The organism is Haemophilus pittmaniae (genome assembly GCF_900186995.1).
In the GTDB taxonomy this organism is placed as follows: Bacteria; Pseudomonadota; Gammaproteobacteria; order Enterobacterales; family Pasteurellaceae; genus Haemophilus_D; species Haemophilus_D pittmaniae.
In genome coordinates, this window is record NZ_LT906463.1 from 738890 (window position 1) to 752636 (window position 13747).

Consider the following 13747-nt stretch of genomic DNA (forward strand, 5'->3'; position numbering starts at 1 on the left):
AGGCGGTCTACTTTTTTATTAAGGTTATGGATTAGAAACGGATTTCAATTGATGCGGAATAATTACGTCCTGGCGCGTAGTAGCGTTCAAGACCCAATCCTTTTTCATCAATATTATTTGTGGTGCTATGTGCATTGATGCCACGTAATGCGTCCCAAGTATGATATTTTTCATTAAATAGGTTATACACACCTGCTCTTAATGTAATATCTTTTGTGACTTTATAAAAACCGAATAAATCGAATACGTAGGCAGATTTATTAAGGTATTTATAGTTATCTACAGATTGATATAACTCTTCTTTTGAACAAATGTCTCTACCGAACCAAGGGTCATAAGTCCATACTAGACAACGCTTGTTAATTTCAAGGGTTTTGGCATCTTTTGCTTTTTTACCGCCTAAGTAGGTTAGTCTGCTAAAGATTCCCCATTTACCATCCGGATCTTCATAATCAAGCCCTAAAACCGCTTTTAGTGGTTGAATTGAAAGCAGGTTGGTTGAATTTGATAATTTGCCTTTGCTATAACCCAATGCACCATATAGTTTTAAACCTTTAGGTGCTGGAAGAACCGTATCCAAATTGAGGTTTCCTTTTACCTCAATACCGGTTACTCGAGCATTATCAACATTGACCATCTGCTGCATTGGTGTTTGGTAAGTCCGTCCATACTGAGTTTGTTCAATAATACTTTCTTGTTCAAATAAGAAATTCCGATAACGGGTCTGATATAGATTAATATCAAGCATACCTTTTTCATTTTGTGCTTTAGCAAAAAGAGTATGATTGACACTACGCTCTGACTTCAATCCAGGATTAGATTTCCATGTGCCATATGCATTGGTAAAGCTGAAATACAACTCTGTGGCAGTAGGAATTCGATAGCCTGTACTGAGTTGATAACCAAATTTCCAAGTATCTGTTGTTTGGATATCTAGACCAAGAAAACCACTCCAATTTGAGAAACTACTTTGTGCAGGTTCACCTTCAGCTAAACAAGCTTTGCTACAAGGTGCATTTAAACCTTTTGGCGAAAGTTTGGCGTAATCGTAACGAGTGCCAATATTGGCAGAAAATATTGGTTTCCAACCGCTTTCGAAATGAGGACGCCATGTGATTTGATCTTTTAATGACGCTCCGTACATTTTGGTTTTTACAGGTCGTTGAATGGTATACCATTCGTCCAATCCATATTCATTGGTGTCATGGTTAATATTTCTAAATACCCGTTCACTAGCATATGTTTTAAAAGATAAAACATGTTCGCCTCCCCAATTAAACGGCATACTTTCTAACTCAGCAGAGGCACGTTTAAATTCAGTTTTCATTCGACGATCGAAAACTTCACCCAATTGTTTCTCATTTGTTCGCCAGTGCCGTAGGCCTTTATAGTTAACAGCGGCTAAATCTGTTTTTTGGTAATCAACATCGAATTTACTAAATGCTAAGTATTTAGAGTCCGGTGTATAGAGATAATAGGCGTTGACATTGATACGTTTACTCTGGTCGTCAGCTTCGCGCCAAGCACTTCCAAAAGAGGTATAGCTACGTTCATCCACATATCGGCTACCTTGCTGTCCGTTAATACCAATACCGATCTTATGATGGGGAGTAAGCTGATAACCAAGCTTCGCTAAATAGCTATGGAAGCGAGAGGTAACCGGATCTGGATGTTGGCTTTTGGTGGTATTGAAGTAAGGACCATCTCCTCTACTTTTCAGTTCATGGCCTGTACGTTGTGAATACATTAAAATAGCATCTACTTTATCGCCGACATATCCAACGCCGATAGTTCTAACCCATTCACTATTTTTGCTGGCATATCCACCGCGTAATAAAGCGCCAAATTTATTATTAGGTTTAACAATGTCCTGAGCTTCTGCAGTCCGGTAATTAACGCTACCACCTAAAGCACCACTACCGGAATTAAGTGCATCTGAACCACGAATGATGTCAATATCTCTGACTAACTCTGAATCAATACTCAAACGTGAGGAGTTAAAGTTTCCATAACGTGAATAAAGTGAATTCTCTTCGCTATCCGGTAAATTCACACCATCGACACTAATCCCAACTCGGTTTCCTTCAACTCCACGGATGGAAAAACCTTTTAGGAACCGTCCATTGTCACTAATCCCAACATCGGTGGTATAGCGCACTAAATCACGAGTATCTCTGATGAGCTCTTTTTGAATGGTCTCTGCGTTTTTATGAATAACGGCCGTTTGTGTTTGACGGGTTGTATCAACCTCTCCCTGCACTTGGATTTCATCTAATTTTTCTTCAGCTAATGCCATATTGGCGCTTGATAAGCAAATAGTTATCGGTAATAGCTTATAAACCGTTAGCAGGATTTTATTGTTTTTCATGTTTAGCATCCTTTAATAATCAAAAAATGGTGTTGGGATTGTAAAAAAGAAATGAATAGAAAGGTAGATAAAAATAAGAATGATTCTTATTTCTGTGATCTGGAGCAAATTACCAGCTAGGCTTCATTTGGAGGGGCTATATAAAATGGATAATTAATGAACAGAAATACTGTACCATAAGGCAACAATACAACTTTGCCGGAAGAAACGGTTTAAGCGAATGATAGGGGGCAAGGGGCAGGCTAGTGGTGCAAGCCGAGGCAATGCACCACCTCACCCAACAAAAAGGAGAATTTGAGATAACTGAGTAATCATCTGAGATTACATAGCATGGCAAGCTATTTGTTATCTAAAATTCTGGCAACCAACTTGAGGTATTCTACGGCCAGACCACGTTGGGTTACGCTGGCATTAAATACGGGATCTTCACCCAACACGCCACAAGGAAAATCGGATGGGATCTCACCTTGTTCATAGGCATCAAAATCTTCTCGCCAATTCCCGTCAAAATAGTAGGCCTCTAAAGCTTCTATTTTGGGTAAGAAATCTAGCCATTTTTGTAAGAATTGTTCGGCTTCGGCTAAAAAGGTTTCCGACTGATTCAAAATCTCTTCCATTTCCGCGATATGCTGTAAACGTGCTTTCGATAACATTGGGACTCCAAAATGCTAAAAATAAATCATGCTGCATCAGTTTACGTATTATAGGCCTTTTACAAGGCTCTTGTGCCGCCGAATTTTTGCAATTAACTGCTTTTATCCCCATTTTTAAATCAACTCTAATAAAATCAATGGGTTACGTGTTGTTTTTAGAAAGACTCTATAAATCGAGGGGGCGTTTGTGGAGGCGTGTCGGGCAAAAGAAAACCGCATTTCCTGAACGCCAAGAAATGCGGTTTGGTTTATACGATGACTTTGTTACACATCATAGGTAGTGGATGCAGTATTACCGCCACGACCTGTCCAGTTAGTGTGGAAGAATTCACCGCGTGGTTTGTCGGTACGTTCGTAAGTATGTGCGCCGAAGTAGTCACGTTGTGCTTGCAATAAGTTTGCCGGTAAACGTGCTGAGGTATAACCATCTAAGAAGGTAATAGCTGATGCCATGCAAGGCATTGGAATACCAACTTCGATAGATTTTGCTACGACTTTACGCCATTCACTTAATGCATTTTCTAAAATGCCCTTGAAGTAACTGTCGGAACCTAAGAAGATTAAATCCGGATTTGCTTCATATGCATCACGAATATTGCCTAAGAAACGGCTGCGGATAATACAGCCTTCACGCCATAATAGAGCGGTGTTGCCGTAATTGATGTTCCAGTTGAAGTTTTCAGATGCTTCACGAATCAACATAAAGCCTTGTGCATAAGAGATAATTTTGGATGCTAATAAGGCCTTGCGTACAGCTTCGATCCATACTGCTTTATCACCTTCCACTTTGCCCACAGTTTTAGCGAATAATTGGCTTGCGGCAACACGTTGCTCTTTAAATGCGGATACGCAACGGGCAAATACGGACTCGGTGATTAAGGTCAACGGAATACCGAAATCAAGGGCATTGATACCGGTCCATTTACCGGTACCTTTTTGTCCGGCTGTATCTAAGATTTTATCCACCAGGCGGTTGCCGTCTTCATCTTTGTAACCAAGAATGTCCGCAGTGATATCGATCAAGTAACTATCTAACTCGGTATTACGCCATGCTTTAAAGGTGGCTTCGAGTTCATCATCGGATAATCCTACACCCTCTTTTAAGAATTGGTAGGCTTCGCAAATTAATTGCATGTCTCCATATTCGATACCGTTATGTACCATTTTCACGAAATGGCCAGCACCGTCTTGGCCGACCCAATCACAGCACGCTTCGCCTTTGTCGGTTTTAGCTGAAATTGCCTGTAGAATTGGTTTCACGAATGGCCATGCTTCATGGTTACCACCTGGCATAATAGATGGTCCGTGACGCGCACCTTCTTCACCGCCCGAAACCCCTGAACCGATAAATCGAATGCCTTTTTCAGCCAATGCTTTTACACGACGGTTGGTATCTGGATAGTTTGAGTTACCGCCATCAATAATGATGTCGCCTTCTTCTAAGTGCGGTAATAATGCCTCAATGAATTGATCCACCACATCACCCGCGCGCACCATTAACATCACTTTACGTGGTTTTTCTAATTTAGAAGCTAAATCTTCTAACGAGTATGCACCGATAATGTTGGTGCCTTTTGCCGCACCTTGTAAAAATTCATCCACTTTAGATGTGGTACGGTTATATGCCACAACTTTAAAGCCATGATCATTCATATTTAAAATGAGGTTTTGCCCCATTACGGCTAAGCCGATAACACCGATGTCGCCTTTTACTGACATTGTTTTCTCCTGTTGTAGGGTACAAGTTGTTGTACCGATTTGAATATATCGGTGCAATAAGTTGCACATAGATGACTACACGCAAAAAGTGCGGTCGTTTTTTCAATTGTTTTTTATTGATGCTAGCTAGTTAAGATTTTCTGGATCCTTAAGATTTATTTTTATCAAATCTAAATCTTTTAGATTGTTATCATTGTGTCCAAGATCTTTCCTTATAGCCCTATATAATTTATCAATTTTTCGTAATGCCAAATAAGGATCGTCAGAACTAGACTCAATATTTTTGAAATCACGCCATGCTATGATTACTTCCTCTGAAGCCCAAAGCATCATATTTTCTGTGAGCTCTTGTATATTTTTTTGGAATTCTTCATCGTCTAAATCTATGCTTATATTTTTTCTGGCATTATTTTGAAATAGGTTTACCAAGTCAAAAAACATTCTATATGTTTCAATCTTGCTGGCTCGGTGGCTTTCTCTTATATCTCTGGATTTAGATTGATATTGGCTATAAATAATACCGATAAAACCTAAAGTTGCTGTGAATAATGGGATGCCAATAGTATTATTCTCAGATATCCAACGAATAATATAGTAGATAGTTATTAAAGATAAGATAATTATAACTAATCCAATAATAAAATTGATATTTTTCTTCATACACTTAAATCTAAGATAATAAATTCTCACTAAGGTAGCATCTCTATAACTATTTAATTAGCTATAATACTAACTCAAATACTAATAACCCCACGATAGCGCACGTTTCCCAACGTGTGCCTTTATCTACAAGCACACGCAATGAAGCGTGCGCTATCAGTAATCCATTTTCGTGCTACGCAAAAGTGCGGTCACTTTTCCAAACGTTTTTAACTCTTCGTCCACGCACTCATGTGCTGTGTAAATCCAATATGCGGATAGTAATCCACCGCTTGCGGGGCGGATAACAGCACAATTTTGGCTTGTGGATGTACGGCTTGTTTAGTGTGTTTAATCGACTGCAAGATGATACCTTGTTTCTGATATTCTACAGCAAAACTTCTTTTAAATTTCTCTAATTAAAGAGTTGCCTTGCTCTAACGTGTCTAGCCACTGCCATTGTTCATGACCGATGAGTTTACTTTCCTCTAAAGAAAATGTGGTACAACAACGCCCCAAACGATTTTCTAGAGATTGATTTAAATGTTGATACGTAAATTCAATTTGAGTATCGTCAATCCATTTCCCAATTAAAAAGCCTTTTAAAATTTCACCGCCACTATATTCGGCCCAAATCATTTTACCTTGTTGATGGTAATGAAATTCGGTTTGGCTACTCACCTCACCATTTGAGGTGTTTTCAACCGCAACAAATTTCTTATTATCTAAATTCAACATTAAAGTCACTCCGCATCTAATGTATCTATATCTTATTTTTGCATAATGTAATGCATTTCTACATTTTTCACTTTTGCTGCTTTTTCTAGATCTGCTTTATCACTTTCACTATCTCCAACAAGGTATAAAGATACATCCTTGCCGACCTTTTCTGCATTATTTAGTCCATACATAGCAACTGCTTTATTCACAGATTGACTGTTCCCTGCAATTCCGATGTGTAAATTATCTGTAGCTAAAAGAGATACGAGTCGTTTTCCTGAAGTACCACCTGCAGTTCTAATCGTTGCCACAAGCATTCCATTTGAAACTGGGTTTCCTGCTTCTGGAACTTGAAGCATTACTGAGCGATTATCTTTTGGCATTTGTGCTGCTAATTGATCTAAAGATGGACCAGATGAACAAGCAAATAACAAAGTTGAAGTAAGTAGTACAAACAGTTTTTTCATTTTTGTCTCCATATCATTCTAATAAATTAACTCTTCGTCCATGCACTCATATGCTGCGTAAATCCAATATGCGGATAATAATCCACCGCTTGCGGAGCGGATAACAGCACAATTTTGGCTTGTGGATGTAAGGCTTGTTTAGTGTGTTCAATCAATTGCAAGCCGATACCTTGTTTTTGATATTGTTCATCAACCGCTAAATCAGATAAATAACAGCAATAGGCAAAATCCGTCACGGAACGTGCTACACCCACTAATCGTTCACCATCCCAAGCGGAGACTAATAAATCAGCATGGTGCAACATTGCCGCGACACGTTTTTCATCCTCTAACGGACGGCGTGCACCTAGGGTTGTTTTATTGAGCAATTCTGTAAATTGTTTGACAGAAATCGGTTCATTAATTTTATAGTTGATCATTGTCACACCTACGCTCCATGATGTTAAAGATAAAATAAATTATTTTACTTTGATATTACTCACGAAAATCGGCAACTGCCACGCCCCCCCGGCAAATCCTTTACAGGAACCAGTGGTATATTCTTTTGTGCGGATGAAGCGTTCGCCATTCCATACTGCTTCTTGACCTGCCCAGCAATCCCCGATACCACGAGCCTTAAAGGTTCCGGTCAGCATTAAAGCATGGGTTTTCTTATCATAACCGGCATAGTTATATTCGCTATCCCAGACCTGTTCTACTTTGTTTAGCTTATTGTTCATGACGGCATAATAAACAGTGCCTTGATAAGCGCCGAGTACACAAATCGTTCCTGCCAAGACTTTACCGTTAGTTAATGGATAAAGGATAATTTGTCCATCGAGCTCTGTATCGCTATGTAGGTCACTGCAGAGGCTATTTGGATCGTCGCTTTCACGTAATAATGCCAATACTTCAGCAAATTTTTTTTCACCTTGCTTTAATTCAATTGTTTTGCGGTGATTGATCCGAACAGCCTTAACTTGCGGTATTGCTTGAGGCGCTAATACGGCGTGTTTTTCTTGACCTTGGCGAATGAGTGCAGAGGGCGTATTTAAGCGTTGTTGGAATTCATCCATCTTGAGCATTGCTGCAGTAGCTCCTTTATCGGATAGCTTGCCTTTAAACTCACCGGAGACTACCTGAATATCCGCATGAGTTTTTAATGCCGTTAATAATGCCGTGGTTTGTTTGTTATTTAATTCCGCCGTAGTATAGTCCGACAAATTTTGTACAGTTCCTAAGGATTGCCCATTTAAGATAATTTCCGATGTTTCTTCGAATTTGAGCTGTTTATCACTTTCATTATTGTAAGGCCACAAAGCAAATTGCGCACGGATAGGCGTGTTTTCGCCAGCTGTTCGGGTAAATAAAAGAGAGATTATATGATCGGGAGCGTTCTCGGCTTGATATCCCGCCATACGGCAAGTCCCGGTATTATCACAGACTAAATCCCAGTCTTGGTAAGTCTTTTCAAACCCATCAAGCGGTGTAGCGAAAGCAACTACAGGTAGCTGGGCTAACCAGAATAAGCGTTTCATTAGAGATTCTCCTAAGGTAAAGGAAATTTATTTTATAGTGAGTTATTTGTCATACATGAATAGTTGTATGGTCTTGAATCCGAGATTAACCGATTATTTCACTTTAATATTGCTTTCAAAGATCGGCAGTTGCCATGCTCCGCCGGTAAACCCTTTGCAGGAACCGGTAGTCCATTCCTTGGTTCGGATGAAGATTTTGCCATTCCATATTGCTTCTTGTCCGCCCCAACAATCACCAATGCCACGGCCTTTAAATGAGCCGGATACGAGAAAACTATGTGTCTTTTCATCATAATCTGCATATTCATACTGGTTGGCTAATACCTGTTCTACCTTACTCAGTTTTTCATCCATGACTGCATAATAATTACCGCTTTGATAAGCGCCTAACCAGCAAAGAGTTTCAGCTAAGACTTTACCTTGGGTTAACGGATAAAGAGTGATTTGCAGGTTCTCTCTTTCTTTATCATGAAGAACATAGCAATAATCTTCCGCGTTTTCATTGATTCCATTGCTTTGACGTAAAAGAGCTAAAATAGCATTAAACTGCTTATTACCAGGCTCTAATGTGGTGGTTTTTTGCGGGTTTACTCGAATAGCATTAATTTGTGGCACGGCTTGAGGAGCTAATACAGCGTGCTTTTCCTGACCTTGGCGAATAAGCGCAGAGGGGGTATTTAAGCGTTGTTGGAATTCATCCATCTTGAGCATTGCCGCCGCTGCTCCTTTATCGGATAGCTTGCCCTTGAATTCGCCGGAGACTATTTGAATATCTGCATGACTTTTTAATGCTGCTAATAATGCTGCAGTCTGTTGAACATCTAAATTCGCAGCATCAGCCATATTTTTTACAGTTCCTAATGATTGCCCGTTTAAGATAATTTCTGATGTATCACTGAGTTGGAGCTCTTTATCATTTTCATTATTGTAAGGCCATAAAGCTAATTTCGCACGGATAGGCGTGTTTTCTCCAGCTGCTCGGGTAAATAAAAGCGAAACTGCACGATCAAAATCTTCATCGGCTTGATATCCCGCCATATGACAAGTCCCGGTATTATCACAGATGAGATCCCAATCTTGGTAGGTTTTATTAAAGCCTTTAATCGGAGCTGTAAGAGCTGTTGCAGGGAGTAGGATCAACCAAAGTAAGTGCTTCATTAGCTTTCTTATCCATAATAGTTAAAGGGATTTTAGTTCAACGTGCGATTTTTTGAAGGCTAAAGCTATTGTGGCGATTAGCATTACGCCAGCAACCGCAACATATAGCGTTTGCTTTTCCCAGCCTGCATCCAACAGGATACCTGCTACAGTCGGCGCTAATACTGAACCTGCACGACCGGCACCAATTGCCCAACCTACACCGGTATTACGGATCTCCGCATCATAGGTTGCTGGATTAATGGTATATAAACCACTGATACAGCCATTAATTAAGGCTCCGACCAGTACGCCACATGCCATAGCTAAGGAGAGATTGGATGAAGCAGAGATAAAGATCAAAATAGCAATAGCAGATGCAATGGTAAATAAGATTAATACATTCCGGGCAGACCAGCGGCTTGCTATTAGACCATATAATACTGAGCCCGCGGCGCCCCCTAAGGAAATCATCATACCGACGTTAATACTTTCCTCTACAGTCATTCCGGCTTCTTTCAACAAGGCAGGTGTCCATGAGCTAATAAAGTAAAAACAGAACATAATGGCAAAAAACGATAACCAAAGTAATAGGGTTGGTCGTAAGTATTTTTTTCCAAATAATTGGGAAATGGGTAGATTGGTTTGCACAGTATGATTTCTTTCGGTTAACTCCCATTCTCCGCTAAAACCTAATCGATGGGCAATTCGATTGAGCCGGATCTTGGCATTTTTGGGTTGTTTGGAGTTGAGGTAATCGATAGATTCGGGCAACCAGATAAGCAAAACAATAAAGACTAAAAATGTCATGGCTGCACCGGCAAAATAAACGGCATGCCAAGAATAAGTCGCCTGCAGTGATTTGGCCATAATGCCACCAATCATTGCGCCTATACCAAAACCCGCCGCATAAATACTAATTGCAAAGCTACGCCACTTTTTAGAGGAGTATTCGCTGGTAATCACATTTGTACCAACTAAGATTCCACCGACACCTAATCCGGTCAGTATGCGAGAAGCGCCTAAAATTTCCGGATTGCCGGAAAAACCTGAAAGACATAAGCCAATCGCCGAAAAAGCGACAGATAGTAACAGAATCGGCCGACGTCCGAATTTATCCGCTAGCGGTGCTAAGGCCATCGAGCCAACAACCATGCCGACTAATCCGGCACTAATTAGCACCCCAAATTCCGTTTTACTTAATGCAAAATCTTTTGAAATATTAGTCGCTGTAAAAGCAATGGCTAATACATCAAAGCCGTCCAAGAAGTTCATTATGGCGGCCATAGCAACGATAGCCCATTGGTATATGCTCATTGGGCTTTGATCGATTTTTTCTCTTAAATTCATATTAATTATCTTAGTTATAACAATTGGGCGGCGGCTTTATCTAAATACCATTCGGTGATGCCATTTTGAGCTTTGATTTTGGCTGCAGGATACGCTAGCTGTTCTGCATTTTGAGTTTGGATTTCTTTCAAAATTGCGGCTTTACTTTCACCGGTGACCAAATAAGTAATGCGTTTGGCTTGGGCAATTAATTTCGCACTTTTGGATATGCGAATCTGTCCGCTTTCAGGATGTTTGGCGATCAAGGCAAGGCAATCATCGTCGAAGTTGGTTTGATGTGGGAAAAGAGAGGCTGTATGGCCATCAGTACCCATCCCCAAAATGATCCAATCAAAAATGCCATTTGGCAGCATGTTGTGGAGTTCTTCAGTAAAGCGTTTTAATTCTATTTGTGGCTCATTTTCACCGCGAATGCGATGAATGTTTTCACTCGGAATATTGATATGATCGAATAATAGCTTTTGTACTTCGCCATAATTACTTTCAGGATCGCTCGGCATCACTATGCGCTCATCTCCCCACCAAAAATGTAGATTTTTCCAGTTGATTTGCTCAGCATAGGGAGTTTGGGCAAGGGTTTTAAAAAGTAGTTTTGGCGTTGAACCGCCGGAGAGAGAGATGTGCACCGGGTGGTTAAGTTGGCTATAAATTACAAATTCTTGCGCTATTTTTTCAACGGCATTTTGCGCGCTAGGAAAGCTAATGTAGTTCATGGTGTGTTCCGCAAGACGAAATATGATTCGTCAGTTTTTATTTATTATTAAGGCGGACAGCGTCCGCCCTGTTCATTCATGACACCTATTCGGTTAAATTTTCTTTTTCATTTTTCCGCTTGGACGGCGCCATACTCGCCCGCTTTTGGCGATCAGCTTATCGGCTGCTGTTGGTCCCCAAGTGCCGGCTTCATATTCATAGATTCGACCGCCTTGGGCTTTGTAGTCCAAAATTGGTTGAACAAAACGCCATGCTGCATGCACAGCATCAGTTCGGGCAAATAGGGTCGCATCACCTTTGATGGCATCCAATAATAGACGCTCATAGGCAGTTAATACGGTAGCCCCTGCAAGGTCAGCGTAGCGGAAGTCCATGGAGACTTCTTTCGCTTCAAAACCGGCACCCGGTTTTTTCAAACCAAAACGCATAGAAATACCTTCATCGGGTTGAATACGGATAATCAATTTGTTTTCCGGTGCATTTTGGCTAAATACCGGATGTGGAGTGGTTTTAAAGTGAATAACAATTTCTGTGACACGAGCGGGTAAACGTTTGCCTGTGCGCACATAAAAAGGAACCCCTGCCCAACGCCAGTTTTCAATCTCACAACGGAGTGCCATAAAGGTTTCAGTGTTGGAGTCAGCAGGTACGCCTTTTTCCTGCAAATAACCTTTGACTTGTTTACCATCAATCTCCGACGCTGTGTATTGACCGAGAACCAAATTATGTTCGAGATCTTCATTAGTTAACGGACGTAAACAGTGCATTACTTTGGCAACTTCATCACGCATCGAGGTAGCATTGATAATTGCTGGGGGTTCCATGGCAACCATGGATAACACTTGCAATAGGTGGTTTTGGAACATATCACGCATTGCACCAGAGCCATCATAATAGCCACCGCGATCCTCTACACCAATAGATTCGGCTCCGGTAATTTCAACATAATCAATAAAATTACGGTTCCACAGAGGTTCAAACCACCCATTAGAAAAACGTAATACGAGTAGATTTTGAACAGTTTCTTTACCTAAGTAGTGATCGATACGGTAAATTTGATGTTCTTCAAAGAAACGGTGGATTTGTACATCCAAGTTACGGGCAGTTTTTTCATCATAGCCAAAGGGTTTTTCTACGATGATACGTTTCCAACCATATTCTTCGGTGTTTAAACCATGAGCTGCCAGACATTCAGGGATAACACCATAGAGGCTTGGTGGAGTGGAAAGGTAATACAGGGTATTACCACCGCTTTGGTATGTGTCATGTAATTCATCTAAACGTGGTACTAACTTCCCATAGTCCGCTGCATCTGCGGTGTTTATCGCTTGGTAGTAGAGACGGGAACAGAACTCATCTAAGCTTTCGGGAGTGATTTCTTCGCTACCTAATAGGGCTTCCCGCATTTTGTTACGAAAAGACTCATCGTCAAGGGCTGTACGAGCTACGCCTAATACAGAAACATGGGGGCCAAGACGGCCAATTTTGAAAAGATTATAGAGTGCAGGAATGAGTTTGCGGTGGGTAAGATCACCCGATGCACCAAAGATGACAATACAGGTATTATCGGTTTGCATAATGTTCCTTAATGTTAATTCCGAGTAAAATACAGAGGTTTCGGATTCTACCGCAAATCACTAATCGAACCAATCAATTAAATTGAAAGACAGATGCCCAATTTAAGGATTTATCGCCTACCATAACAAAGTGCGGATTAATAAGTGTTTCCCTCTGGTTATAACTTAATGGTAGGAAATTAGGCGCCAAAATAGCACCGTTAGTTTCTGCTAACAGCACTTCAGCCACAGCGGTATCCCATTCACCGGTGTTTCCTAAGCGAATATAACAATCAGCAGCCCCTTCTGCGACTAAACCACTTTTTAATGAGCTAGATCCCATAATGATAAATTCACAGGGTTGATGATTAATTAAGGTTGCACGAGTTTGGCTTTGTGAAGCTGAAGCACTGATTGCAATTTTCAATGGGCGGTTGGCAGAAATATGATTGGCAGTAAGGCGGATGGTTTCATTGGCGGTTTGTTTAAACGCACCAAAACCACGCATTGCATAATAAGTTAGTTGTAATATTGGGGCATGAATCACGGAGAGAACAGGTTGGTGTTGGCTAACAAGAGTAATGAGTACAGAAAATTGATCGGTACGGTCAATAAATTGTTGTGTTCCATCAAGGGGATCTATCAACCAATATTCTTCCCAGGTTTGGCGTTGTGCAAAGGGAATATCGCAGTTTTCCTCTGAAAGCACCGGAATTTCAGGGAAAAGTGCAGTCAGTTTTTCCGTTAGAAATTGACTGACGAATAAATCAGCTTCAGTAACGGGCGTATTATCCGCTTTAGTTTGTATGGCAACATCTTGTTGGTAAAAACGGGCTAAATGAGTTCCAGCTTCTTCAGCCAGTGTGCGGATTTGGGTAAGAAGGGGTTCAGATAATTGTTGCATATA

13 protein-coding genes and 1 pseudogene are annotated in these 13747 nt (G+C 40.7%); all 14 read right to left on the reverse strand.

The window, feature by feature from the left end:
• Positions 1 to 31 precede the first annotated feature (31 nt).
• The 14 genes and pseudogenes from CKV74_RS03765 to cysQ all read right to left on the reverse strand — a co-directional run bounded on the left by CKV74_RS03765 (position 32) and on the right by cysQ (position 13744).
• Positions 32 to 2368 carry a TonB-dependent hemoglobin/transferrin/lactoferrin family receptor gene (locus CKV74_RS03765; protein ID WP_095176759.1) on the reverse strand — a complete coding sequence of 779 codons (2337 nt, stop codon included), beginning with the start codon at positions 2366 to 2368 and terminating at the stop codon, positions 32 to 34.
• Positions 2369 to 2706: 338 nt separating this feature from the next.
• Positions 2707 to 3021 (reverse strand): DUF4298 domain-containing protein, encoded by a 315-nt coding sequence (locus CKV74_RS03770; RefSeq protein WP_007242270.1) that lies wholly within the window; start codon positions 3019 to 3021, stop codon positions 2707 to 2709.
• A gap of 264 nt (positions 3022 to 3285) precedes the next feature.
• The gene (gene gnd, locus CKV74_RS03775) at positions 3286 to 4740 is read right to left on the reverse strand and encodes a decarboxylating NADP(+)-dependent phosphogluconate dehydrogenase (RefSeq protein WP_007242419.1); all 1455 of its coding nucleotides are present in this window, start codon (positions 4738 to 4740) and stop codon (positions 3286 to 3288) included.
• A gap of 126 nt (positions 4741 to 4866) precedes the next feature.
• Entirely contained in the window at positions 4867 to 5400 is a 534-nt protein-coding gene (locus CKV74_RS03780) for a hypothetical protein (RefSeq protein WP_039847814.1), read from the reverse strand.
• A 209-nt stretch (positions 5401 to 5609) separates the two neighbouring features.
• A pseudogene (locus CKV74_RS03785) lies at positions 5610 to 5768 on the reverse strand (GNAT family N-acetyltransferase); the annotation flags it as partial.
• 16 nt (positions 5769 to 5784) lie between these two features.
• A complete protein-coding gene (locus tag CKV74_RS03790; protein ID WP_007242312.1) occupies positions 5785 to 6117 on the reverse strand; it encodes an avidin-fold protein in 333 nt (110 codons plus the stop codon).
• 32 nt (positions 6118 to 6149) lie between these two features.
• Entirely contained in the window at positions 6150 to 6566 is a 417-nt protein-coding gene (locus CKV74_RS03795; RefSeq protein ID WP_007242395.1) for a hypothetical protein, read from the reverse strand.
• Between the two features lie 26 nt (positions 6567 to 6592).
• A complete protein-coding gene (locus CKV74_RS03800) occupies positions 6593 to 6985 on the reverse strand; it encodes a GNAT family N-acetyltransferase (RefSeq protein WP_039847815.1) in 393 nt (130 codons plus the stop codon).
• Positions 6986 to 7024: 39 nt separating this feature from the next.
• Positions 7025 to 8083, reverse strand: coding sequence for a DUF1176 domain-containing protein (locus tag CKV74_RS03805; RefSeq protein WP_095176760.1), 1059 nt, complete (start codon positions 8081 to 8083; stop codon positions 7025 to 7027).
• A 93-nt stretch (positions 8084 to 8176) separates the two neighbouring features.
• Complete coding sequence (locus CKV74_RS03810; protein WP_007242276.1) at positions 8177 to 9241, reverse strand: DUF1176 domain-containing protein; 1065 nt, start codon at positions 9239 to 9241, stop codon at positions 8177 to 8179.
• Positions 9242 to 9262: 21 nt separating this feature from the next.
• Complete coding sequence (locus CKV74_RS03815; protein ID WP_095176761.1) at positions 9263 to 10570, reverse strand: MFS transporter; 1308 nt, start codon at positions 10568 to 10570, stop codon at positions 9263 to 9265.
• A 14-nt stretch (positions 10571 to 10584) separates the two neighbouring features.
• Positions 10585 to 11283: a 6-phosphogluconolactonase gene (gene pgl, locus CKV74_RS03820; protein ID WP_007242330.1), complete on the reverse strand. Its 699-nt coding sequence runs from the start codon at positions 11281 to 11283 to the stop codon at positions 10585 to 10587.
• Positions 11284 to 11376: 93 nt separating this feature from the next.
• Positions 11377 to 12861 carry a glucose-6-phosphate dehydrogenase gene (zwf, locus tag CKV74_RS03825; RefSeq protein WP_007242410.1) on the reverse strand — a complete coding sequence of 495 codons (1485 nt, stop codon included), beginning with the start codon at positions 12859 to 12861 and terminating at the stop codon, positions 11377 to 11379.
• A 73-nt stretch (positions 12862 to 12934) separates the two neighbouring features.
• Positions 12935 to 13744: a 3'(2'),5'-bisphosphate nucleotidase CysQ gene (gene cysQ, locus CKV74_RS03830; RefSeq protein WP_007242302.1), complete on the reverse strand. Its 810-nt coding sequence runs from the start codon at positions 13742 to 13744 to the stop codon at positions 12935 to 12937.
• Positions 13745 to 13747: the final 3 nt, after the last annotated feature.

What these genes read in the sequence shown, in the direction of transcription:
- CKV74_RS03765 (WP_095176759.1), bottom strand. Translation starts at nt 2,368, where the DNA reads ATGAAAAACAATAAAATCCTGCTAACGGTTTATAAGCTATTACCGATA.
- CKV74_RS03770 (WP_007242270.1), bottom strand. Translation starts at nt 3,021, where the DNA reads ATGTTATCGAAAGCACGTTTACAGCATATCGCGGAAATGGAAGAGATT.
- gnd (WP_007242419.1), bottom strand. Translation starts at nt 4,740, where the DNA reads ATGTCAGTAAAAGGCGACATCGGTGTTATCGGCTTAGCCGTAATGGGG.
- CKV74_RS03780 (WP_039847814.1), bottom strand. Translation starts at nt 5,400, where the DNA reads ATGAAGAAAAATATCAATTTTATTATTGGATTAGTTATAATTATCTTA.
- CKV74_RS03790 (WP_007242312.1), bottom strand. Translation starts at nt 6,117, where the DNA reads ATGTTGAATTTAGATAATAAGAAATTTGTTGCGGTTGAAAACACCTCA.
- CKV74_RS03795 (WP_007242395.1), bottom strand. Translation starts at nt 6,566, where the DNA reads ATGAAAAAACTGTTTGTACTACTTACTTCAACTTTGTTATTTGCTTGT.
- CKV74_RS03800 (WP_039847815.1), bottom strand. Translation starts at nt 6,985, where the DNA reads ATGATCAACTATAAAATTAATGAACCGATTTCTGTCAAACAATTTACA.
- CKV74_RS03805 (WP_095176760.1), bottom strand. Translation starts at nt 8,083, where the DNA reads ATGAAACGCTTATTCTGGTTAGCCCAGCTACCTGTAGTTGCTTTCGCT.
- CKV74_RS03810 (WP_007242276.1), bottom strand. Translation starts at nt 9,241, where the DNA reads ATGAAGCACTTACTTTGGTTGATCCTACTCCCTGCAACAGCTCTTACA.
- CKV74_RS03815 (WP_095176761.1), bottom strand. Translation starts at nt 10,570, where the DNA reads ATGAATTTAAGAGAAAAAATCGATCAAAGCCCAATGAGCATATACCAA.
- pgl (WP_007242330.1), bottom strand. Translation starts at nt 11,283, where the DNA reads ATGAACTACATTAGCTTTCCTAGCGCGCAAAATGCCGTTGAAAAAATA.
- zwf (WP_007242410.1), bottom strand. Translation starts at nt 12,861, where the DNA reads ATGCAAACCGATAATACCTGTATTGTCATCTTTGGTGCATCGGGTGAT.
- cysQ (WP_007242302.1), bottom strand. Translation starts at nt 13,744, where the DNA reads ATGCAACAATTATCTGAACCCCTTCTTACCCAAATCCGCACACTGGCT.